This is a genomic window from Blautia sp. JLR.GB0024, assembly GCF_037000545.1.
GTDB classification, from domain to species: Bacteria; Bacillota; Clostridia; order Lachnospirales; family Lachnospiraceae; genus Blautia; species Blautia celeris.
The window spans coordinates 180,263-203,167 of the sequence record NZ_JBANBF010000004.1 but is presented as its reverse complement, the minus strand read 5'-3'; the positions used below and the strand labels follow the sequence as shown (position 1 = coordinate 203,167).

The window sequence follows — 22,905 nt, the reverse complement described above, 5'->3', positions numbered from 1 at the left end:
TCATTAAGACCACCCGCTCTCCGCAATTTTTCCATCCTCTATCCGGATAGTTCTGTCAGCCACCTGGGCGATCTCCTCGTTGTGGGTGATCATCACAAGGGTCTGGTGGAATTTTCTGCTGGCTGCCCGGAACAGCCCCAGTACCTCCTGACTTGTCTGAGAATCCAGGTTTCCTGTGGGTTCATCTGCCAGAATGATAGCCGGCTTTGTGACCAGCGCCCTGGCAATGGCAGCTCTCTGCTGCTGTCCTCCTGACAGCTTTCCCGGCTTTCTCTTCAGCTTATCCTCAAGCCCCAGGACCGTCACGATCTCCTTCACATATTCCTCATCCACACGGCGCCCGTCCAGTTCTACCGGAAGGACAATGTTGTCATAGATATTCAGATTCGGCATCAGATTAAAATTCTGAAAGACAAACCCGATTTTACGCCGCCTGAAAATAGTCAGTTCATTGCTGTCAAGCCCGCTGAGCTCCTGTCCGTCCACCATCACGCTTCCCCCTGTGGGGCAGTCCAGGCCTCCCAGCATATGCAGAAGCGTACTCTTTCCCGAACCGGATCTGCCTACAATGGCTGTGAAGCTCCCCTGCTCAATCTCCATATTGATACCATCAAGAGCCTTCACCAGAAGCGGCTCTTTCCCGTAATACTTTGTAAGATTTCTTGTCTGTAAAATATTCATGATGTATTCCCCTTTCCTGTGATACTCTTATTATAGATGTCCATTCTCTCAATCCTGTATCAGTCTTCGGAATGAATGGTATCAATATTGATACATGTTTTGCACAACGCAAAAAGGCGGCCTCATGCCGCCCTTCTCGGAAGAAATACTTCAAATTCTGTTCCGTATCCCTCTTTTGATCTTACTTTGATGTACCCGCCCTGCAGGGTGATGATCTGCCGTGCCAGATACAGTCCGATGCCAAGCCCCTCTGTTTTCGCAGCCTTTGCCTCCCGGTAAAATCTCTGGAAAATCCGGTTATAATGCCCGGGGTCTATTCCTATTCCATTATCGCTGATGGAAATTACGACATACATTTCCAGATTCCTGGCACTTACGGTTATTTTCCCGCCGCTTTGTGTATATTTCACTGCATTGTCCAGGATATTTCCCAGAGCCTCCGCGGTCCATTTGCTGTCATGGCTGACTTCAATCGTGGGCCTGACATCTACCTGCAGTTCCATCTTTTTCTCATCTGCCCGGGACCTGACCGTATCAAGTGCCCGGGAAACGGTCTGGATCAGCTTACAGTTTTCCGGATGCATATGCAGCATTTTGCTCTCAAGGCGTGACATTTCAGCCAGAGATTCAATGAGAAATTCCAGTTGATATTTCACATATTTTAGGAAATTTAATAACTGTTATATTTGATTATCAAATTCTTCGCAAACCCTTGAAAATACTAAGTTTGTAGCAAGTGAACTTTCCCTTACTCTTTCCCTTGTGTTACATTCTCCCATTGGTTTTTATGAACCTTAATATGGGAAAAATTAAGGGAAAGAAAATTTCATAACACAATATAACATATAACAATAACGACATGGTGAACTGATTGAAATGTTTTCGATATTTAACTTTATAACTGATTATCAAAAGAAAATGGAGATAAGATACGATGAGAACAATTTATGCAGAATACAACATAAACCACGATAGTATTGATGTTTACACAAGTGCCGGATATATGCTTCGCATTGATTGCTGGGAAGCTGAAAAAAATTTAAAAACCACATATGGATCAGAATGTGCGCTTACTTCATTGGCTGTGGATGAGCCTTTGGAATATGCAAGATTATATCTTGATGGCAATTTACAGATGTGGGTGGATGCAGAAGATTCATTAGAACTTTATTAAGCAAGAAGTGAAATATTGTTGTAGATCTATCTCATTTCTTGAGGGTTCTTAAGATGCAAGATGATTGCTAATACGCATTTTACAATAGAGTTTAATTTTTAAAACTGTATGGTGGAAAGCAAGTCTGAAATGGCTTGCTTTTTGCTTTACAACGAGGGTGGTTACTGTATAATGAAATATGAAGTAAAAAGCAGTAATTTGATATGAAGCAATAAAGGAAATACATGATGGAAAAATATAAAATTCTAATAGTTGAAGATGATGTTGATTTGAGAGAGGGACTTTCCTTCTCCTTTTCTGGTGATGGATATGATGTGACAGAGACAGGGACAAAAAAGGATGGTTTACAAGAAATCGCAAACGGTGGTTATGATATTGTATTTTTGGATTGTAACCTGCCGGACGGAACGGGCTTTGAACTCTGTAAAGAAGTTCGTAGCTACAGCAATATCCCAATCATTATGCTGACTGCTCGTGATACAGAAATGGATGAGATAAAGGCTTTAGAATTAGGGGTAAATGATTACTTGTCAAAACCATTTTCTCTGGGTGTATTAAAAGCAAGAATGAAGCGGATACTTCAAGAAAAATCTGAAAGTACAAAGATTGTTACAGGTTCATTAAGCATAGACCAGAGTACTTGTAAAGTATATAAAAGAGGTTCAGAAATCTCTCTTAGCAAATTGGAATACCGTCTGTTGGTGTATTTGATTGAAAATAAGAATCATATCCTTTCTAAGGAGCAGATTTTAGAGAAGATATGGGATAGTGATGGAAAATATGTAGATAACAATACGGTGTCTGTGAATATCAGCAGGCTTCGTACAAAGATAGAGGATGATGTATCGAAACCAAAATGGATTCAAACAGTTCATGGAATCGGATATATCTGGAAGGAATAAAGAGATGTGGATTACGATACTTTTAGCAGTGCTTTTGTGTTTGTCGATTGGATATAGCATATATCAAAAAAGAAAAACATATCGCCTGATTGACCGTTTGCTGGACAGTGTGTTAAATCGGGAAATGATTGCAGCTTCTGATGTGGAAGAAGGAGAATATTCTGCCCTTGTCAGTAAAATCAAGCAGATACAGGAAGTGCTTGATAATCACGTGAATAGTGCCGAACAAGAAAAAGAGCAGGTGAAAAGTCTGGTATCTAATATGTCTCATCAATTAAAAACGCCCTTAGCGAATATTTCTCTCTATGCAGAAATCTTAAGTAAAGAGGAAATTACATCAGAACGGAAAACATTGTTTTCTGAAAAAATGCAACGACAGATTGACAAGCTGAGTTGGATTGTGGAGTCTTTATCGAAGATGGTAAAATTGGAGCAAAATATTGATGGCTTTGAAGGAAAAGCAATAGGGATCAAGCAGACGATTTTAGACGCAGTAGATACGCTTTATGAGAAACTGGAAAAAAAGGAAATCAACTTTACATTGGAACCATTTGAGGACAGATTACTGTATCATAATCGAAAATGGACAGCAGAAGTATTTGTAAATTTGTTGGAAAATGCTGTTAAGTACACCGATAGAGGAGGAACTATTTCCATTTGTGTAAAAAGTTATGATTTATACACAGAGATTCAGATTGCAGATAATGGGCGTGGTATCCGGCAGGAGGAAATGACCGATATATTCAAACGATTTTATAGAAGCCCAGAAGTTGAGAATATGGAAGGTTCTGGGATTGGTTTGTATCTTTCTAATCTGATTTTGGAAAAAGAAAAAGGATATATGACGGTAGATTCCGAGTATGGAAAGGGAAGCTGTTTTTCTGTGTTCTTACAAAACTGTAAGAACTAATCATCCGTTTGTAAAGAAATTGCAAGATACGGCAGTTATACTGGATGTATCAAGAAAAGAGGAGTGATGACGGATGAGTATTTTAGAATTACGAAATGTTGAGAAAATATATGGAGAAAAAGATAATCAGGTAAAGGCACTACGGAATATCAATCTAAAAGTAGAAGAAGGCGAGTTTGTTGCCATTGTAGGCACATCTGGTTCAGGCAAATCTACTTGTCTTAATTTAATCGGTGGTCTGGATAATCCGACAAGTGGACAGATTTTTATAAAGAATAAAGAGATTGGTTCTCTTTCAAGAAAAGAACTGACGATTTTCCGTAGAAGAAATATAGGGTTTGTATTCCAGAATTATAGTTTAATGCCTGTGTTGAATGTGTATGATAACGTGGCATTGCCGGTTACATTTGACTGTGGAAAACATATTAACCGCAAATATATCGAAGAATTGTTGCGGGAACTGGGCATTTGGGAGAAACGCAAGAAATATCCAAACGAATTATCCGGCGGTCAGCAGCAAAGAGTTGCAATCGCCAGAGCTTTGGCAAATAAACCGAGTATCCTGCTTTGCGATGAACCGACAGGTAATTTGGACTCAGCCACAACCATTGAGGTTATGGGGTTATTAAAAACGAGTTGTCGTAAGTACAATCAGACGATTCTCATGGTAACGCATAATGAAGCCATTGCACAGACTTGCGACAGAGTAATTCATATTGAAGATGGTCAGATTGTTACAGGAAAGAGAAGATTTCCGGCAAAAGGCGGTGATGTCGTATGTTAAAGCTGGCATGGAAATATATGCGGTATTACAAGAGCCAGACATTTGCAATTTTTGCGAGTATTTTATTAACAGCATCATTGCTTTCCGGGATTTCTTCTTTGATTTACAGCAGTCAGAAAAGTGATCTGGCGAACAGCAAAACTATTTACGGAGACTGGCATTATTATATTGAAACGGATAAGGAACTTTTTAATTCTGTAGAAAGCGGTGAGAAAGGAAAAGGATATACGCTGGAACAGTGTGGAAAAATGGAAATCCGTGACGTTGTGGCAGAAGAATTTATGATCTGTTTTATCCATGCCGATGAAACTTATCGTCAAATGGCACACAGAGACTTGTTGGAAGGAACATTCCCTGAGAAAGAAAATGAAATTGCAGCGGATGGATTTGTGCTTAGTAATCTTGGATTTTCAGGGAATTTAGGAGATTCCCTTCGCATTGGTGAAAAAGAGTATATTGTTACTGGTGTTCTGAAAAGCGAATGGGCGGCAAGTTCCAGTGAAATGGAAGTTTTTGTAAGTGATTCTTTTAAAGGTCGAGGAAGCCAGACGTTTTTATATCTCAGTTTTAATGAAGATGAGAAGTTATATAAACAGTTGGATGCTTTTTTACAGGAACATAAATTATCTTCTGAATCGGTAGCAGAAAATGATGAAGTAATACAGTATCTTGGCGGAGAAGCACCAAGCAGCATTTCTGAAATCGTGAAATTTGGTCTGTTTGAAGAAGAAGGAAACTTCACTTATATCGTTTTGAAATTGCAGAGCGACTACAATCTGGCTTACAACGGAATGATTTTCCTGTTATGTCTGTTCAGTCTTTTCGTAGTTTACAGCGTATTCAGTATTTCTGTATCGAAGAGAACTTCTGAGTACGGAATATTACAGACATTAGGTATCAGTGAAGCGCAGATTGGTGGCACCTTACTTTTGGAACTTTGGACGTTATTTTTCATTGGATATCCGTTAGGATGTCTTTTAGGAAATGGTGTTTTAAGCCTTATGTATCAGAAATTTAGCGGTGTATTTGGTGGAAAAGGAATCAGTGGAGCAGGGAATGGTCTTTCTGTTGCGGACCATACGTTAGCAGAAGGAGAAAATACAGTAGAGTTTTTTGTTTCAAAGGAAGCTGTTGTGTTTGGTTTTGTATTTCTACTGATTTCGTTAGCACTCGTTGCCTTTCTCGTGGTTCGTTCCATGCGGAAAGATTCGCTGAAAACTGTGATGAGTGGAGATACTTCTTTTGTAAAAAGAAGAAAAATATACGCTATGCGAAATGTTAATATGGCAAATGTAGTGGTGCGGAAATTCATGTTTGCCAATAAACGAAAGGTAATAGGGATTTTATTATCCTTGTCTATCGGCGGTTGCATTTTCTTATGTACCACCTATATGGTAGAAAATTTGAAGGTTCACGCAGAACTTTCGCTGATATCGGATGATGGGCTTGGTTCTGAGTACCGTATTTCTTTAAAATCTGACTCGCTGAAGGATACGATTCCGGAGGCGGTAGCAGATAAGATTAAAAACATGCCGGAAACAGAGAATGTATATGCGACAAAGTATACGATGGGGGAATTACAGATTTCCAAAAACGAATTTTTGTCAGAAGAAGAATGGAGTGACTATTTCAAATATCAAAATCAGGAGCCGTATTATATCCAGAGATATGATGGGATCTGTAAGCAGCAGGAAGATGGAAATTATCGGATTAAATATAATGTGTACGGTTACGATGAAGCGATGATAGAACAGCTTCGGGATTTTATTCTGGAGGGAGAGATTCAGCCGGAAACAATAAAGAATAATAATCAAGTGATTGTGACGGCGAATATGGACGGTCAGGGAAATTACTTTTTTTATGGAAAGAAGCCGGGCGATACCATTACTCTTCGAGTACCAAAGACAGAAAACTATACAGATGAACTGTTAAAATTCCAAAGTGGCGAAGAAAACTATATTGAAAAAGAGTTTGAGATTGCGGCAATCGTAAACAGACCGTTGGCGCAGGAGAAAGATTTTCTGAATACAGAAGTCTGGAAAAATGCGCAGAGTGTGATTATGACAGGCGAACAGATGGAAGAAAACTTTGGAATTACAGATTATAGTTTTATCAATGCATCGCCGGCTGATAGTGCGGATGCAAAGATCGTGAGCAATCAGTTATTACAAGTAATCCGAGATGTTCCCAAGGCAGTATTGCAGGATTATACGACCGCAATTGCAACACAGAAAGGTTATCTTGGACAGCAGCAGATCTTCTTTTCCAGTATTGCAGTGATTCTGCTGATTATCAGCCTGTTCCATATCGTAAACAGCATGAGTCATACGATTCTGACCAGAAGAAGAGAGTACGGGATTATCAGAGCAATAGGGATTACGGACGGCGGATTTTACAAGATGATTTTACAGACAGGTATTCTGTATGGATTGTTGGCGGATGTATTTATCTATCTTATTTATAACAGAGTTCTTCGCAGAGTGATGAATTATTATCTGGCTCATGTGCTGCAGTTTTTACATTATACTACTAATATTCCGAATCTGGTTCTGAATGGAATTATGGTGCTGAATGTAGTGATTGCAGTAGTGGCAGTAATGTTTCCGGCTTGGAAGATGGGAAAAGAGAATATCATAAGTGAGATTAGAAGATAGATTTATAATCAGGATTTTTAGAATTTCTTTAGTGGTTAGTATCATTGGATATAGCAATAGAATTAGAGAGAATACCCAATCTTTATAAGTAACCAGAGGGCGACAGTAAAATACTGCCGCCCTTTCTTTTATCGGTTTGTCCAGTAAAGAGTGTTCAGATAACACCGGATTCCAAGATATATTCCCTGTATAAATAATAAAAGAAACAAAAGATTTATGGGCATTACTTTTTTGATTGATTCTCCAAAATAAATGATGACAACAGCACTTGTCAGTATCATTAGTAGAGTAATAACATCCCAACAGTTTTTCTTATATAATTCTATAATCTTTATTTCTATCAGTATCGCAAGTATCCCTGTTCCTGCTACGTATATTCCAACAACTAATATCAGCAATAACCAATATATGATTCCGGCTATAAACGCATTGGGAATTTTTGTACTGATCTGTGCCACAGATTGCCCAGCATCAATCGTCCATCCGATAAAAGTTTGTATGAATGACGCTGCATCATGGAAGAATGATTTACAATCGGAAAGGAGCACATCTGACTGTACTGCCTGAAAAAGAGTGGTTGTCAGCGAATACCATGCAAGAAGGAACAAGGTTGTTTGGAACATTACCGTTTTTGCTTTATATTGTCCTGCAAGTCGCTCTTTTTGTGTTTCGTATTTTGCTTTTGCATTCTGATAGTCTGTCCGGTCACAGGCTTCACATTTTTCATAGAGTACCGGCTTTTCTACCGGTATCTCTACGATTTTCTGATGTGTCCGGGCATAATCCCGTTGTTGTGTTAAGCATCGTATTTTATCTTGACATTCCCCGATCATGACGTTTGCGCTTCGCAGCTTCTCTTTCTCGATCTGCAATGCTCTGTCTGCCAGCTTCAAGTCGTTCTTTAATGCTTGAATATTCCCGGCTTTGTTCTCTTTGTTTAATTTCTCGTTCAAGGTCAGAGATTCGCTGAGCTGCGTCTTCAGTTCCTCGATAAGCTGGTCTTTCTGTTCCAGTTCTTCTTGTATCTCCTCGGTCAAGAGCAGAAGTTCTTCCAACTGTTCGGCGTTCTTTGATTCTCTGGATTCGTTCATCTATATCACGTCCTTTCCTTATTTGCTGTTCCAGTTCAGCAATTCGGTGTTCTGTTTCAGCAATAAACTGTTTTCGCTGTTCAGAGTCTGTGCCAATTTCTGCCATTACTGATTTTCGTTTTCCAAAAGTTCTATCTTCGTTTTCTGTTCTTCCATCTTGGAAAGCAGTTCCTCGGTATTTGGCAAAATGTTGAGCAGCTCGGATAACTCGCTGTTTAATTTTTGCAATTTCTGATTCTGTTCCTGCATAAGAGAGAGTTGGGTGTCCCGGTTCTGCATTTCCAGAATCATTTCTGCCATTAAGGTCTGCTGTTCTTCGATTTGCCCAATCATGGATTCCATTAAGGGTATAATTTCCCGGCTTTCTTCTAATGTCATTTAATCGCTCCTTCCATAATGATAATGCACCCGATACTTTTCCAAAGGTGTCCAGTATCTTTTGCAATAACGTGTTTTGTTGTTTTATGATTTGATTTTCCGCTACTTTCCACGAACCTTTTATTTCCTGCCCGGCAAGAAACTTTTGTTCAATCTTTCTTGCGTCAGCGCCTTCATGGATGGTAGGAATCTGGAGTTTTCCCTGTTTTTCATAAGAACGGTGATCGACCTGATTATGCAAAGGAAGATGTTCATTACACACCTTTGCCCATTCACTCCGCCACAGTTCACAATTTTTTGGATTGTTCCATCCGGTAGCATCGGTCAGCACCCGTTTCCATTGCAGGCGGTTTCTTGCACCCATCTTCTGAATTCCGTTTTCGTCTAATACAGGGATACGGATTCCATGACGGTCAGGGTTTTTCTTATCCTGCCACCAGTTCGGATGGGATTCATCAATCACGATATTTCCGTTTTTATCTCTGAGAAAATCCCAATCCTTGACTTCTTTCTTTCCCCAAGAATGATCCGGGTTAAAAGGACGCATAGTCAGAAGCAGATGGACATGGGGGTTGCCATCCCCTTTATCGTGGATACTCCAATCAGCACACATTCCTCTATCTACAAAAGTTTTTTGAATATAGTCAGTTGTATATTGAATTTGTTCCTGTCTGTTCCATTCTTTGGGAAGGGCAAATTCAAATGACCTGCCAAGTTGGGCATCTGCATTTTTTTCAATCTTCAATACCTCATTCCATAACCTTTGTTTCTGAAATGTGATTTTAAATTTTTCTAAAGCAGCTTCTTTATCTTCTGATCTTTTGTATCGGACAGATTTTTGAAAGCGTTTTATATTTTCTTCTGGTACTATCTGCCATTCAGGAGGTGCGTTTTCACACATCATCAGCCGAGTGTAGACCACTTCTTTTTTAGAAGTGTAATAACTGATTCTCCCGGTTTCCTCGTTTTTCATCACATCCCCATTGAGATATGCGGAAGCGGAGATAACAGATTTCCCTTTACTTCGTCCGACTATTTTGACTGTGTAATGAAAAATCGCCATGTCTGGATTCCTCCTTTCTGCACATCCGGCATAGATTTCCGGCAACATTGCTTTCGGTTTTAGGAAAAGCAGCATTGCCGGAACGCCCTCTGCGTAAGAGTGCCCTGCGCATAGCAGCCTGCATGGAATGCGCCTCTCTGGCGAAGAGTGCCTCCTGCGGCATGAGCAGGTCTGGCTGAAAGCCCCGCCGACGGAACGAGCCCGGCAAGCGTGAACGCAGACCGGTTGCCACTTGTGGCAAACTTATTGGGACGACCTCTGGTTGTCCATAAGTGCGCCCTTCATGAAAAAGCAATGAAGGGAATGAAAAACTCATCCCCTCCGCCATTACACTTCCTCCATATCGGTATTGACTTCTTTCTGCATTGCCTTTGAGAAAAATTTCCCGTTGGCTTCCTGCCTTTTCAGAAAACCAATCAGCTTTGGGATGTCTTCTTCCTCAATAGGCGCACCGAGAACGGATTCCACCGCACCGCCAATCTGACAGAGCCTATGGGTTCGTTTTTTACTTTCTTCGGCTTTCTTTCGCTTCAGAAGTTCTTTCTTCTGTGCCGCATATCGTTTCGCCTTTTCAAGGCTTTCCTGCTCTTTCTTTTCCATTTCAAGCATTCGTGCTTCATAACTTTTTGTTGATTTTGCCATTCTTACATTCTCCTTTCCTTCACAAACATAAGTTCTTGGTTGCGTATCAGAAGAAGCACATGGTATAATCTTCTTGCGTGTAGGTATATCATGGCTTCGGTCTGATAGAACCTTTGGCGGTTTCTTGGGAAGCCGCCTTTTTAATTTGCCGCAGTTCTTGTTACGGCTTTTACATTTCCTCTATCCCTCAAATCACGACCTTCATTCGCTTCCATAAACATTTCCAGAATATCGGTTTTAATCAGGACTTTACGACCAACCTTTAATACCGGAAGTTTCTTCCATTCTACAAGCTGTCTTAAGGTGTTTCTGCCGATTCCCGTATAGTCGGCAGCTTCTTCGATGGATAATGCAATTTTTCTTTGCGTCATATAATCACCTCCTTATAAATTGCATTATGCAATTCCTGTGATGTAAGTATATCCTTTTCACATCTTTTTGTCAAGCGTTACGAAATGTTAAAAATAAATATTGCATTGCATATTGCAATTTCGGAAAAACAATGCTATAATTCATACATACCGAAAAAGGAGGCAGTCAGCATGAAAGATAAAGAATTACGCAAGCTGATAGGCAGCAGAATAAAACAGCGCCGTCTGGAATTGAATCTGACACAGCCTTATGTCGCAGAGAAGATGGGAGTTACCGCTTCTACAATCCTGCGTTATGAGAATGGTTCGATTGACAATACGAAAAAAATGGTGCTGGAAGGTCTTTCGGAAGCACTCCATGTATCTGTGGAATGGCTCAAAGGGGAAACAGATGAATATGAAACCGACATTACGGATAAGAGAGAATTACAGATTCGTGATGCGATGGGAGATATTCTGGAACAGTTACCGCTTGCCCTTACCAAAGAAGAAGATGCTTTTTCAAAAGATTTATTACTGCTGATGTTAAAACAATATGGTCTGTTTTTGGATTCCTTCCAGTTCGCCTGCAAAAACTTCAAGGGAAATGCTGGTCAGACGGATATTGCCAAAACAATAGGGTTTGAATCGAATGAGGAATATAATGAGATTATGTTCTTAAGGGAAATCACTCATACCATCAATGCTTTTAATGAGATGGCAGACATTGTAAGGCTCTATTCCAAGAAACCAAAAACAGCAGAACAAAGGCTTGCAAATCTTTTATCAGAAGTCTTATACGAAGATTCCGAATCGGTATAGTAAGACAACCGGAGTTATGATATACTTACACGCACGAAGCATTTCATCAGTTCCGATTGTCTAATATCGAAAGGAGACATACGATTATGGCAAAAGGATCTGTAAGAAAAAAAGGAAAGAAATGGTACTACCGCTTCTATGTAGAGGACGCAAGCGGCAATCTTGTTCAGAAAGAATGCGTTGGAACAGAAAGCAAAAGTGAAACTGAAAAACTGCTCCGTCAGGCAATGGATGATTATGAGAAAAAGAAATTTGTTGCCAAAGCGGATAATCTCACAGTCGGACAGCTTTTGGATGTGTGGGCAGAGGAGGAATTAAAAACAGGTACGCTCAGCAATGGTACGGTGGAGAATTACCTCGGAACAATCCGAAATATTAAGAAACACCCATTGGCAGAACGTAAACTGAAAAATGTAACCTCTGAACATTTGCAATCTTTCTTCGATTTGCTTTCCTTCGGGGGAGTTCATCCCGATGGAAAAGAGAGAAAGGGTTACAGCAAAGATTACATCCATTCTTTTTCCGCAGTCATGCAGCAATCATTCCGCTTTGCAGTATTTCCAAAGCAGTATATTACGTTCAATCCTATGCAGTATATTAAACTGCGGTATCAGACGGATGAAGTGGATTTGTTTTCTGATGAGGATATGGACGGAAATGTCCAACCAATTTCACGAGAAGATTATGAAAGACTGCTTGCTTATCTGCAAAAAAAGAACCCAGCCGCAATACTTCCAATCCAGATAGCCTATTATGCCGGGCTTCGTATTGGAGAAGCCTGTGGTTTGGCATGGCAGGACGTAAATCTGGAAGAACAATGCCTTACCATAAGACGCAGCATCCGATATGATGGCTCAAAGCGCAAATATATCATCGGACCAACCAAGCGGAAAAAAGTAAGGGTTGTTGATTTTGGAGATACACTGGTAGAGATTTTCCGTAATGCCCGGAAAGAGCAGTTAAAAAATCGAATGCAGTACGAAGAACTTTATCACACGAACTACTACAAAGAGGTCAAAGAGAAAAACAGAGTGTACTACGAATATTATTGCTTAGACAGAACGCAGGAAGTCCCGGCAGATTATAAAGAAATTTCTTTTGTCTGCTTAAGACCGGATGGTTGTCTGGAACTTCCGACTACTTTGGGGACGGTATGCAGAAAGGTGGCAAAAGCATTAGAGGGATTTGAAGGCTTTCATTTCCACCAGTTACGTCACACCTATACAAGCAACCTTTTAGCAAATGGAGCAGCCCCAAAAGATGTACAGGAATTGTTGGGACACTCAGATGTCAGTACCACAATGAATGTCTATGCTCACTCCACAAGAGATGCGAAACGAAAATCGGTTCGGCTTCTTGATAAAGTGGTAGGTAATGACTAAAAAAATTCCCTTATTTCCCTTGTGATTATCTCATAAGGGCAAAAATAAGGGAAACTACATATCATTTCACTAATGGACAGGCGGAAAGGCCTGTAAAATGGGGAAAGTTAGAGGAATAATTATATAAATTGCAGTTTATCAACCTGCTGCAGAATGATTTGGATAAACTGCCTCTCCTCATTTTTTGACAGATTTTCCTCACAGAGTGTTTCCCCGTACATTTTTATATTCGTTATGGGTGTTTTCAACTGATGTGTAATATCAGATACCATCTGCTGCGTCTCCGCCTTTTCCTTTTCTGCCGCCCTGGCCTTATATTCCAGAATTTCCCCTGTCTTCTGAAGCTCCATGACCATCTTGGAGGTCAATGTCTCCTGATTCTGTACCTCGGCACAGGGATTCCCATTCATAATTTCCTGTGCATAATGGCATACACCCCGGGAATATTTCACATACTGGTTCCTGAAATACAGATAGCTGCCAATCCCGGCAGCCCACAGTCCCCACATGGATACCCACAAAAATATCTTTATTTCAAATGAAACAGGCTGCAAAAAGAGAAAAAAGCTCCCCCCGCACGCGGCCAGGAAATGCACTGCTGTGAGAATGGGCCACACGATTTTTTTCATATTATCTGCTGCCTCCCATCCATTCATAGCCCATACCGTACACAGTTTTTATATAGGTGTTTTCCCCGTCTTCCAGTTTTCCTCTCAGTCTGCTGATATTTAAGGTCAGCGCATGGTCATTCACATAGTTTCCTCTGTCATCCCATACCTTTTCCAGCAGGATTTCCTTTGAAAGAATCCTGTTTGGATTTCTGCAGAACAGTTCCAGAAGGTTAAATTCCGTAGGAGTCAGTGTCAGTATCTGCCCGTTTTTGCTGGCTGTTCGCCTCACAAAATCCACTTCCAGTTCCCTGCAGACATATACACCGGAAGTCTCCTCTGACCTGGCGCATCGGCGCAGAATGGTCTGGATTTTTTCCACCACCACGCGGATGCTGAAGGGTTTTGTAATGTAATCATCTGCGCCAAGCTGCAGGCCCTGTATCACATCGTCATCCAGATTGTGGGCTGTGAGGAATACAAAGGCGGCGGACTGTTTGGCAAGCACTTTTCGGGCAAAATCAAAGCCGCTGCCATCCGGCAGATTCACATCCAAAAGAATCAGATCCGGTTCTTGTGATTTTAAATACGAATCTGCTTCCGCCAGGGTATAGGCAGGTTCTGCCTCTATATTCTTTCTCTGGAGGTGAAAGCAGAGACCTGCATTTAATATTTCATCATCCTCAATAATCAATACTTTGCTCATATCTATTTACTGTCCTGTTCTTTTTCTTTGCGGCATGGGGGTGCTGTTATGTGTGGTTGTACGGTAATGGGGTTATGCCGGTGATGGGGTGTGGTTTATTAGAAAGTATACACTATTGTGATTTTTCTGTATATAGATATTCCGGGATTGATGTAGTGGATGTTCATCGTTTTGGAGAAAGCGGACGCCAAACCCAGCCGCAGGCTTCCCCGTATGGCCGAGAGCAGAGAACTTCCAAGCTAATACGCAACCCGCACTAAGTTCATCGCCTTAGGGCTCTTCACTAAGTGCTTGCTAGCGTATGGATCTTGTAAGATTCTCTACCGCTCTGAAACGTCCATACGGGGAAGCCTGCGGCTGGGTTTGGCTGGTGACTGGCTGCGGATAGTACCGTGTTGGCTGGGACAGAATTCAGATAATTGCTCTGCATGCGTCCGGTTATAGGGCAGTCGGTGGCTGAATTGGATGGTGATTAGCTGCGAATTCTACCAGGTTGGCTTGGAGCAGAGTGCAGATAATTGCTCTGCATGCGTCCGGTTATAGGGCAGTCTGTGGTTGAATTGGCTGCGTGGCTGGATGTGATATAGATGGATGGTAAGTTCCACCAAGCGATGAACTTTGTGAAACTTACCATTCACTTCTATATTGTTATAATGTTACCCCTTGCTTGAAAATTGCAATATCATGATAGCCTGCTTTTTCTGCCTTCACCTTCTCACCTGATGCTACCCGTATAATGTACTCAAACAGGGCCTCCGCCAATTCCTCTTTTGTTTTATCTTCCACCATTTTTCCGGCGTCAAAATCTATCCACTTGGATTTATAATCCGCCAGGCCTGAATTAGAAGATATTTTAATGGTGGGTACGAGTGACGCAAACGGTGTACCTCTTCCGGTTGTAAATAAGACGATCTGTGCTCCAGAGATGGCCAGACTGGTGGCTGCTACCAAGTCATTTCCGGGTGCTGACAGAAGGTTTAATCCCTTTTCTTTTACCCTCTCAGCATACCTTAATACATCTGTCACCGGTGCAGAACCTGACTTCTGGGTACACCCCAGAGACTTGTCCTCCAGTGTGGAAATCCCGCCTTTTTTATTGCCGGGAGATGGGTTTTCATAGATTGTCTGGTTATGCCTGGTAAAATAATCTTTAAAATCATTGATCAGATGAACAGTCTTTTCAAATACCTCTCTGTTCTTACACCGGTTCATAAGAATCGTCTCCGCACCAAACATCTCCGGCACTTCCGTGAGAATGGTTGTGCCGCCTTTTGATATGAGAATGTCGGAGAAAGCCCCCACCACCGGATTCGCCGTGATTCCTGACAGGCCGTCAGAACCGCCGCATTTCATGCCGATGATCAGTTCTCCTGCATCACACTCTTCTCTGACACATTTATTCGCATTTTCATAGAGTTTACCCAGAATAGTGAGTGCTTCCTCAATCTCGTCTTCTGTATCCTGGCACTGCAGGAATTTCACCCGGTCTTCCTCGTACTCACCGATGTACTCTTTTAGAACGGGAATATTGCAGTTCTCGCATCCAAGACCCAGCACAAGAACTCCCCCGGCATTTGGATGATGGACCATATCTGCCAGAACTTTTCTTGTGTTTTCCTGGTCCTCGCCCATCTGGGAACATCCGTAGGGATGGGTAAAGGCCACGATCTCCTCCACATTTCCCAGCGGAAATCTTTTTTTCGCCTCCTGCTCAATGGCCTTTGCCACAGAGGAGACACAGCCCACTGTGGGAAGGATCCAAAGCTCATTCCGCACGCCTACCGTACCGTCCACCCTTCTGTATCCCATAAAAGAAGCCTTTTTACCCGTCAGTTCTTTCAGTGAAACCGGTTCGTATTTATACTCCAGCACATCGCCCAGAGATGTCTTCAGGTTGTGGACATGGATCCAGCTTCCTTTTTGGATGTCTTCTTTTGCATAACCGATCGTCGCGCCGTATTTTATGACGGGAGCACCCTTTTTCATATGGCACAGGGCAAATTTGTGGCCCTGGGGAATGTCCTCAAGAAGTGTGATCTGTGTGTCATCCACGGTAACGGTCATTCCTTTTTTCATTGGTTTTAAGGCAACTGCTGCCATATCTTCTCTGTTGATTTTGATAAAATCCTGCATATTTTCTCCTTTACGCCAGAACCTCGCCGTAAGCTTTCTCCATTCCCTCCGCCTCAATACAGTCATACCATTTCTGCACCACATCCAGCATCGGGCTTAAATCCTGTCCCCAATATTCTTCTTTCTTTAAAATATCCGCAACAGAAGCCTCTTTCATAAATGCCACGATTTCTTCCCCATCGTTCGCCGCATCTGTGCGGTAAAACGCGATCAGGGCAGCCAGTGAGAAGGTAAGCCCCTGCGGATAGGAACCGTATTTTTCTTTGTATTCCAAAATGGTGGGCAGCACTCTTGCCTTGAACTTGGACACGGAGTTTAAGGCGATGGACAACAACAGATGACGGATAAAGGGATTTGCAAAACGTTCCAAAACTGCTTCTCCGAAATTTCTATTGTCCTGTGTATCCCCAATCGTCGGAATAATCTCCTCAAAAATACATTTTTTAAGAAGTGCCGATACTTTTTCATCTTTCAGGCATTCCCCCACCGTCTCCAAACCGTACAGATGTGCTCCCAGCACCATGGAAGTGTGGGCACCGTTTAAAATTCTGACTTTTCTCTTCTTATAAGGGTCCACATTGTCTGTCCAGATCACATTGTAACCGGCCTTCACCAGAGGCAGTTCGTCCTCATGATCTCCCTGGATCACCCACAGATGGAATATCTCCGCTGTATCCATCATGTTGTCCTGCTCCCCGATTCTTTTACACAGCGCTTCATGCTCTTCACGGGGAAATCCTGTCACGATGCGGTCCACTAAAGTAGAACAGAAGTCATTTTCTGTCTCCATCCAGGTCTTGAATTCTTCTCCCAGATTCCACAGATCCGCATACTTCATACAGCATTTTTTCAATTCCTCTCCGTTATGGTCGATCAGCTCACAGGATAAGATGATAAATCCTTTTAATCCCAGTAAAAAGCGCCTGTACAATAACTGAGTCAGTTTGCCCGGGAAAGATTTTGCCGGCTTATCCTCCAGCTTGTTATCTGAAACGAACTCTATTCCGGCCTCCGTTGTATTGGATACGATAAACCGGAAGTCCGGATTTTCTGCTAATTTTTCATAAGCCTCATATTCTGTGTAGGGGTTGATACACCTTGAAATGACATCAATGTGAGTATGCTCATCCACAACTTCCCCCTTGTCAATTCCTCTTAAAAATAAATTGTACTCACAGTTTTGCTTATTCAGTTCGCCGATCATTCCCTTTTCAATCGGCTGTACCACCACAACAGAACCGTCAAACAATTCTTTTTCTTTTAATTTCTGAAAGAAATAATCTACAAATCCCCGGAGAAATCCTCCTTCTCCAAACTGTATTACTGTTTCTTTTCTCTGCATGCTCATAATAGAAGCCCTTTCTGTACTATTTCATACTGCGGCCTGCACAGTCTGTGCACTGACCTGTTCATTAGTTTCTGTACAACAAGCAATTTCTTTATTGACTGCCCCTATTATAGCTCATATATCCGCTGTTGTATACAACAGTTTTTGATTTTTTACACTTTCGTGTCTTTCCATAAAAAACAATTTTCCATTTTGTGAGTATTTCATAAAAAGGAAATGACCGGTCTTCCTATTTATAAAGACCAGTCATTTCCTTTAAACAATAATTCAAATATGGCATTCTTAGAAAAATGCAGATGCTCTTTCATGGCTTCGGCTGCGCCGTCCCAGTCCTGTTTCAGTGCACATTTCGTAATCTTCAGATGTTCCTGGATGGTCTCCTTACGGCGCTTTTCGGAGCATTCCCCGCTCATGATCCGCATTCGCTTTATCTGGCTGTTGATCAGCTCATAGGTTTTCAGAAAGTATACATTGGATGTGGCGTCAATAAACATCTGATGAAAAAGATCATCCATGTCATCGTAGGAATATGGCAGATCAGCGCCTTTTAAGTACGCCTGATAATCCTGGTAATATTTCATATACACATCCTGTTCTATCCGGTTCCCATAATGAAGGATGGCGTATGGTTCCAGCATCATCCTGGTCTCATATATCATATTGATCTGGCTTAAAGACAGATCTGAGACCATGATTCCCTTCTTCGGAAGAATTTTCACCAGCCCCTCCTGCTCCAGCCTGCTGATGGCATCCCGGACCGGCGTTCTGCTGGCCGACACCTCTTCCCGCAGCAGTTCTTCATTGATAAAAGTATTTGGTGCATATTCACAATTTAATATTTTCGCTTTTATGGCATTGTAAGCCTGTTGTTTCAAACTCTCTTTCTGCATTCTGCCGCCTTTCTGCAGTGCACTGCGCAACTTGTGTTCTGTTGTAACTGTTCTATTCCCTCACAGTTACAGGCAAAGATCCATGCAAAACCGCCTTTGGCGATGGGATTTTTACTTGGCTGCGAAACGTTTTCTTACGGTCAGCAAAGTAAATGCGCAGACCTGATGAATAGTTATGATCTGTTACATATATTACCACATTTTCTGCGGATTGCAAAGCCTGTCTCCTTTCAATTCCACCACAGTTGTATACATTGTTATTTTTCTAACTTTTTAACCACATTTTTCTTTTGGCTATAATGCACATTTTTATCAGTTATTTTTTGTATATAGATAACAAATTATCGAAAATTTCAGTATTTATTTCTTTTTTCTATTGACATCTTTTCTATTTTACCCTATCATCTCTTGTATACAACAAGCAATTTCCTATAACATTTTGGAGGAACAACAATTATGAAAGCAATGTTTATCGATACTCCCGGTCAAGTCTCTATTAAAGAACTCCCTATGCCGGTACCAAAAAAAGGTGAAGCACTGTTAAAAGTATTATACGGCGGCATCTGCGGCAGTGATCTGGGGTCCTACCGCGGAACTTTTGCCTATTTTTCATATCCCAGAACACCGGGCCATGAATTCTCCGCCGAGATCATAGAGATCGAGCCGAATGACAAGGGCCTTGAAAAGGGCATGATAGTAACCTGCAATCCATACTTCAACTGTACGGAATGCTACTCCTGCCAGAGAGGCCTGGTGAACTGCTGCACCACCAACCAGACCATGGGTGTTCAGAGAGAAGGTGCCTTTGCGGAATATATCACAATGCCTATTGAAAGGATCTATGACGGCAAGGGACTCTCCCCGAAAACACTGGCATTGATCGAACCCTTCTGCATCAGCTATCACGGCGTCACAAGGGCAAATGTAACAAAAGATGACAAGGTTCTCATTATCGGTGCCGGAACCATCGGTGTGCTGGCAGCCGTAGCCGCAAAAGCTCTGGGCGCGGATGTGACTATCTGCGATGTAGCTCCCAAAAAACTGGCTTACGCACAGGAGACCTTCGGGATTGACCACATTTTACTAAATGATGATCCGGAAACTTTTATGGATAAAGTGCAGGAAGCCACAGGCGGAAACGGATTTGATGTGGCGATCGAGGCGGTGGGCCTTCCCTCCACATTCCAGAACTGCATAGACGCTGCTGCCTTCGGAGGCCGTGTTGTGCTGATCGGTGTGGGGAAACAGAATCTGGACTTTAACTTTACTTTAGGTCAGTTTACAAGGAACTACACGCAGACCACGAAACGGGGGCTGCTGACAACAAATAAAGGCTGAATATCAAGCACCGGGAAAGTGCGAGATATTCAGCCTGTTTTGTTGTCAGGGGTTTCCAAAGGGGTTTGCCCCTTGGCACACGACTTTGCTCGCAAAGTGTAGTGTGTTATACGCTCTGTCGGCGTTGCTGCGAAAATGCGGTTGCCGCCGGGGAGAGCAAGGGCATTTTTACGGCAGGAAAACAGGGCTGTGATTGCGTGGCGTGGAGCCGCAAGCGCAGGACTGGTTTCATCAGCAGACAGGGCGTATATGAATGCCCCCGTCCCTCGTCCTACGCCGAACTATGGGACAAAGTGTCCCAGACGGATAGCCACACTTACGAAAAAGCAGACGGATTTTTCTCTCAAAATTGAAATGGGCGGGAAGCCATTTTAGGGCTTTCCCGCCTTGATTGCCCATTAGCAAAGACGGGCGGGGCTGTCAACGGCGGCGCATGAAATGCGCCGTTCATCTTGACCGTTGACTGGCTCGGCTGGCTTTGCTATCTCCCCAACAAGTTATTGTTTGTTGTTTTCCCAATTATCTAAACGGGCTTGCATAGTTTCTCGCCATTCTTCACTTGGACAAGCAGTAATCAATTTTCGATACTCTTCACTTGATGGCGCTTCCATCAAATAAGACTCTACCAATTTTAGCAAATCCCACTCTACTCCATACATTCCACCTTCGGGGAAAATGTCAATCAATACGCCTACTTCTTCTCTTGTCAATGGCGTTTTTACATTGGAGAGCAATTCGTCATACATGTTGATGGTTTCTTCTGTAGGGTCATCTTTCACTGCGTCTGGCATTTGACCGAGAAGTTTCAATTTTATAATTGCCTCCTGCACCTTTACTCCCTCCAATTTCTCGTTCTCTATTTTCTCCCCCGCTGCGGGTTTGGATTTTTCAGCAAGTCCGACTTCTGTGCAATCTTTTTCAGCCACTTCTTTTCTTCCTCGGACAGCTTTTTCAAATTCAGCTTGAGCCGCTTACAGATAAACGCCAAAGCCGCTTGCTCCGGGTCGCTGTCTGGACTGGCAGTTTCCTCGGCGGTCTGCAAGAAATCTTCCAGCGGATTGTCCTCCGGAACGCTGAAAAAATCGTCCTTATGGGCTTCCCGCAGGTCAAGGGCTATCTTGTTTATGTCTTGCTGTATCACATAGCGGCAAAAGCTGTCATCGTCAATATGGGCGGCGACAAGCTGCCTTAACTGCGGGTCGGACAAGCCGGGATTGTGCTGCTTCATAATGGTTGCGCTCATAATATCCACAATGGCATTTGCGCTCTGTACCTGCTTGACTGCCGTTCCGTTCACATAGATTTCAAGGTCAGCCATCAGCCGGGGGAAATCCGGGTGTACCGCCAGCTCACACAAGAGGGAAGTATCCACCCGCCCACTTTTCAATAGTTCAATCATATCATCACTCAAGCGCAGGTCTGCAAGATCGGCGTTTGGGTGGTTTTTTGTTTTAGAGCGTCCCAGCAGGTAATCAACGGTCACGTCGTAAAACTTCGCCAGCTGGATAAGGGCATGGTGGCTGATGTCTTTGAGATTGTCTCCCTCATAACTGCCTAAAGCAGATTTGGAAAGGTGAGTTTCCTCCGCAAGCTGTTCCAGCGTCAGCCCTCGTTCCACACGCAGGTCTTTCAATCGTTCTTGTATGGATAGTTCCATGCACTCCCTCCTTGTCTGCTTGATAATTTGGAAGTTATTCGCACAATTCCTTACGGATATTTTCGCAGTCTTTCGCCATTTCCAGCATATCTTCATCATCTACCATTTCATGAAGATCATATTCGAGCGGAGAAGCACAGAACTCTGCTAAAGCCCGATTCATTGCTTGATCCTCCTCTGGCGTAGTTATGATTTTTACAAACCTATCTCGTTTTTCCCCATCAAACAGATTTTTTATATTGAACCCACCACTTTTCTTACTCTCAAGAATAAGTGCTGCCAAATCAGTTGCCAAATCAATAGCATAATAAAATTCGTGACATTGGCCCTCCGAATCAATGTATTCTAAATTGGGTGAGATATGGAAATTCCAGTTTAGTTTGCTAAGGCCAGTATCATTGAATATCTCACTCAGAGGTATTTCAGTTTTGCCTTTGTCATAGAGGTAGTCCACCAAGGTCAGGCTATCGTCTGTGCCACCGATATAGTTATACCAATATTTTTTAATATACATTTTATCTCCTCCTTATCACTTCCGCTTTGTCGTTCTGTTTTTTTATTATATCACAATTCCGAGAGCGTGGAAATAGGCAGTTTTTTGGGCGGATTTCCTACCTTTCGGATATACGGGACGGGCGATCATTTAGGTGTAGACTTAGGGTAGTTCATCGATGAGCTGCACCTTGAAAAATGAATGACCGTCCGAAAAGGAATACCCCGGCAGGGGAAGCACCGCAAGAAGCCAATTTCTGGACACTTTGTCCAGAGGTCACTTCGGGACAACTTGTCCCGAAGCTGTGGGGAGCGTGCCAACGCCGGAACACGCCGCAGGAATGGGGCAGGAAGCCTTTTCGGAGAGAGCGGCAACGGAAAGCAAAATGGAGGAAACACATGAGAGAGAACCCATATAAACGACTGCCGCCCATAGAGCGCAAGCAAGACGGTTCCCTTTACCGCATGACCCCAGCGCAGCGGAAACAGGCAAACGCCCTGATCCGCCGGGAGTGCTGCTGTTATGAGGACGGGAACTGTATGCCCCTTGACGATGGGGACACCTGCACCTGTCCGCAGACGGTTTCTTTCTCGGTCTGCTGTAAGTGGTTCCGCTGGGCGGTCTTGCCGCTGGACGGGACGCTGGAAGCGGAGATTTTCCGGGATAAGGACTTGAAACGCTGTGCGGTCTGCGGCGGTGTGTTCGTCCCTAAATCCAACCGGGCAAAATACTGCCCCGGCTGTGCCGCCAGAGTTCACAGGCGGCAGAAAACAGAAAGTGAACGGAAAAGGAGGTCTTGTGTGGACAGTTAGGGGCTGAAAAGTCCTTGATTTTCAAGGCTTTGCAAGCACAGAACAGGGGCAGGCAATAGAAACTACCGTCTGCCCCCGGAAACAGGC

23 protein-coding genes are annotated in these 22,905 nt (G+C 42.8%); 9 read left to right on the top strand and 14 right to left on the bottom strand.

The window, feature by feature from the left end; all coding sequences use genetic code 11:
* Nucleotides 1-3: 3 nt before the first annotated feature.
* Both V8Q34_RS11785 and V8Q34_RS11780 read right to left on the bottom strand, forming a co-directional pair.
* Nucleotides 4-681, bottom strand: coding sequence for an ABC transporter ATP-binding protein (locus V8Q34_RS11785; protein ID WP_033139006.1), 678 nt, complete (start codon nt 679-681; stop codon nt 4-6).
* Nucleotides 682-803: 122 nt separating this feature from the next.
* Complete coding sequence (locus V8Q34_RS11780) at nt 804-1,274, bottom strand: sensor histidine kinase (protein WP_317430394.1); 471 nt, start codon at nt 1,272-1,274, stop codon at nt 804-806.
* A gap of 341 nt (nt 1,275-1,615) precedes the next feature.
* On the opposite strand from V8Q34_RS11780, the gene V8Q34_RS11775 reads away from it, so the two are divergent.
* The 5 genes from V8Q34_RS11775 (at nt 1,616) to V8Q34_RS11755 (ending at nt 7,105) form a co-directional block, all read left to right on the top strand.
* Nucleotides 1,616-1,855 (top strand): DUF6061 family protein, encoded by a 240-nt coding sequence (locus tag V8Q34_RS11775; RefSeq protein ID WP_020994096.1) that lies wholly within the window; start codon nt 1,616-1,618, stop codon nt 1,853-1,855.
* A 227-nt stretch (nt 1,856-2,082) separates the two neighbouring features.
* The gene (locus V8Q34_RS11770; RefSeq protein WP_008707461.1) at nt 2,083-2,757 is read left to right on the top strand and encodes a response regulator transcription factor; all 675 of its coding nucleotides are present in this window, start codon (nt 2,083-2,085) and stop codon (nt 2,755-2,757) included.
* Between the two features lie 4 nt (nt 2,758-2,761).
* Nucleotides 2,762-3,667 carry a sensor histidine kinase gene (locus V8Q34_RS11765; protein WP_055066700.1) on the top strand — a complete coding sequence of 302 codons (906 nt, stop codon included), beginning with the start codon at nt 2,762-2,764 and terminating at the stop codon, nt 3,665-3,667.
* A gap of 73 nt (nt 3,668-3,740) precedes the next feature.
* A complete protein-coding gene (locus tag V8Q34_RS11760; RefSeq protein WP_008707470.1) occupies nt 3,741-4,451 on the top strand; it encodes an ABC transporter ATP-binding protein in 711 nt (236 codons plus the stop codon).
* Complete coding sequence (locus V8Q34_RS11755; protein WP_008707471.1) at nt 4,445-7,105, top strand: ABC transporter permease; 2,661 nt, start codon at nt 4,445-4,447, stop codon at nt 7,103-7,105. The genes V8Q34_RS11760 and V8Q34_RS11755 overlap by 7 nt, the downstream gene beginning before the upstream one ends.
* Nucleotides 7,106-7,233: 128 nt before the next feature.
* Here the strand turns inward: V8Q34_RS11755 and V8Q34_RS11750 are convergent, their stop codons facing one another.
* The 4 genes from V8Q34_RS11750 to V8Q34_RS11730 all read right to left on the bottom strand — a co-directional run bounded on the left by V8Q34_RS11750 (nt 7,234) and on the right by V8Q34_RS11730 (nt 10,650).
* Entirely contained in the window at nt 7,234-7,938 is a 705-nt protein-coding gene (locus V8Q34_RS11750) for a DUF6040 family protein (protein WP_044952226.1), read from the bottom strand.
* Nucleotides 7,916-9,637 carry a MobA/MobL family protein gene (locus V8Q34_RS11745; RefSeq protein ID WP_227295599.1) on the bottom strand — a complete coding sequence of 574 codons (1,722 nt, stop codon included), beginning with the start codon at nt 9,635-9,637 and terminating at the stop codon, nt 7,916-7,918. Before V8Q34_RS11745 ends, V8Q34_RS11750 begins: the two co-directional genes overlap by 23 nt.
* Before the next feature lie 327 nt (nt 9,638-9,964).
* Nucleotides 9,965-10,279, bottom strand: a complete 315-nt coding sequence (locus V8Q34_RS11735) for a hypothetical protein (protein ID WP_006859613.1) — start codon at nt 10,277-10,279, stop codon at nt 9,965-9,967.
* Nucleotides 10,280-10,419: 140 nt separating this feature from the next.
* The gene (locus V8Q34_RS11730) at nt 10,420-10,650 is read right to left on the bottom strand and encodes a helix-turn-helix domain-containing protein (RefSeq protein WP_004843519.1); all 231 of its coding nucleotides are present in this window, start codon (nt 10,648-10,650) and stop codon (nt 10,420-10,422) included.
* A gap of 171 nt (nt 10,651-10,821) precedes the next feature.
* Here V8Q34_RS11730 and V8Q34_RS11725 point away from each other — a divergent pair, with 171 nt between their 5' ends.
* On the top strand, nt 10,822-11,451 hold the full coding sequence (locus V8Q34_RS11725) for a helix-turn-helix domain-containing protein (RefSeq protein ID WP_015529844.1): 630 nt from the start codon (nt 10,822-10,824) through the stop codon (nt 11,449-11,451).
* Between the two features lie 86 nt (nt 11,452-11,537).
* Nucleotides 11,538-12,833, top strand: a complete 1,296-nt coding sequence (locus V8Q34_RS11720) for a tyrosine-type recombinase/integrase (protein WP_006859611.1) — start codon at nt 11,538-11,540, stop codon at nt 12,831-12,833.
* A gap of 119 nt (nt 12,834-12,952) precedes the next feature.
* Here the strand turns inward: V8Q34_RS11720 and V8Q34_RS11715 are convergent, their stop codons facing one another.
* The 5 genes from V8Q34_RS11715 to V8Q34_RS11695 form a co-directional block, all read right to left on the bottom strand.
* Nucleotides 12,953-13,462, bottom strand: coding sequence for a histidine kinase dimerization/phospho-acceptor domain-containing protein (locus V8Q34_RS11715; protein WP_335835484.1), 510 nt, complete (start codon nt 13,460-13,462; stop codon nt 12,953-12,955).
* Nucleotide 13,463: 1 nt separating this feature from the next.
* The gene (locus tag V8Q34_RS11710; protein ID WP_033139004.1) at nt 13,464-14,147 is read right to left on the bottom strand and encodes a response regulator transcription factor; all 684 of its coding nucleotides are present in this window, start codon (nt 14,145-14,147) and stop codon (nt 13,464-13,466) included.
* Between the two features lie 648 nt (nt 14,148-14,795).
* Nucleotides 14,796-16,280 carry a UxaA family hydrolase gene (locus tag V8Q34_RS11705; protein ID WP_335835483.1) on the bottom strand — a complete coding sequence of 495 codons (1,485 nt, stop codon included), beginning with the start codon at nt 16,278-16,280 and terminating at the stop codon, nt 14,796-14,798.
* Nucleotides 16,281-16,290: 10 nt separating this feature from the next.
* Nucleotides 16,291-17,631 carry a tagaturonate reductase gene (locus V8Q34_RS11700; protein ID WP_302759446.1) on the bottom strand — a complete coding sequence of 447 codons (1,341 nt, stop codon included), beginning with the start codon at nt 17,629-17,631 and terminating at the stop codon, nt 16,291-16,293.
* 230 nt (nt 17,632-17,861) lie between these two features.
* Nucleotides 17,862-18,518 carry a GntR family transcriptional regulator gene (locus tag V8Q34_RS11695; RefSeq protein ID WP_335835482.1) on the bottom strand — a complete coding sequence of 219 codons (657 nt, stop codon included), beginning with the start codon at nt 18,516-18,518 and terminating at the stop codon, nt 17,862-17,864.
* A gap of 456 nt (nt 18,519-18,974) precedes the next feature.
* On the opposite strand from V8Q34_RS11695, the gene V8Q34_RS11690 reads away from it, so the two are divergent.
* Nucleotides 18,975-19,856, top strand: coding sequence for a zinc-binding dehydrogenase (locus V8Q34_RS11690; RefSeq protein ID WP_335835481.1), 882 nt, complete (start codon nt 18,975-18,977; stop codon nt 19,854-19,856).
* A 497-nt stretch (nt 19,857-20,353) separates the two neighbouring features.
* On the opposite strand, the gene V8Q34_RS11685 is transcribed toward V8Q34_RS11690, so the two are convergent.
* From V8Q34_RS11685 to V8Q34_RS11675, 3 genes are read right to left on the bottom strand one after another with little or no spacing between them, the layout of a single operon-like run.
* Nucleotides 20,354-20,782, bottom strand: a complete 429-nt coding sequence (locus tag V8Q34_RS11685; protein ID WP_227359741.1) for a hypothetical protein — start codon at nt 20,780-20,782, stop codon at nt 20,354-20,356.
* On the bottom strand, nt 20,713-21,513 hold the full coding sequence (locus tag V8Q34_RS11680; protein ID WP_020225660.1) for a helix-turn-helix domain-containing protein: 801 nt from the start codon (nt 21,511-21,513) through the stop codon (nt 20,713-20,715). The genes V8Q34_RS11685 and V8Q34_RS11680 overlap by 70 nt, the downstream gene beginning before the upstream one ends.
* Nucleotides 21,514-21,547: 34 nt before the next feature.
* A complete protein-coding gene (locus V8Q34_RS11675; protein ID WP_020225661.1) occupies nt 21,548-22,027 on the bottom strand; it encodes an imm68 putative immunity domain-containing protein in 480 nt (159 codons plus the stop codon).
* 377 nt (nt 22,028-22,404) lie between these two features.
* On the opposite strand from V8Q34_RS11675, the gene V8Q34_RS11670 reads away from it, so the two are divergent.
* Nucleotides 22,405-22,818, top strand: a complete 414-nt coding sequence (locus tag V8Q34_RS11670; protein ID WP_020225662.1) for a cysteine-rich VLP domain-containing protein — start codon at nt 22,405-22,407, stop codon at nt 22,816-22,818.
* The last annotated feature ends 87 nt before the right edge of the window (nt 22,819-22,905 follow it).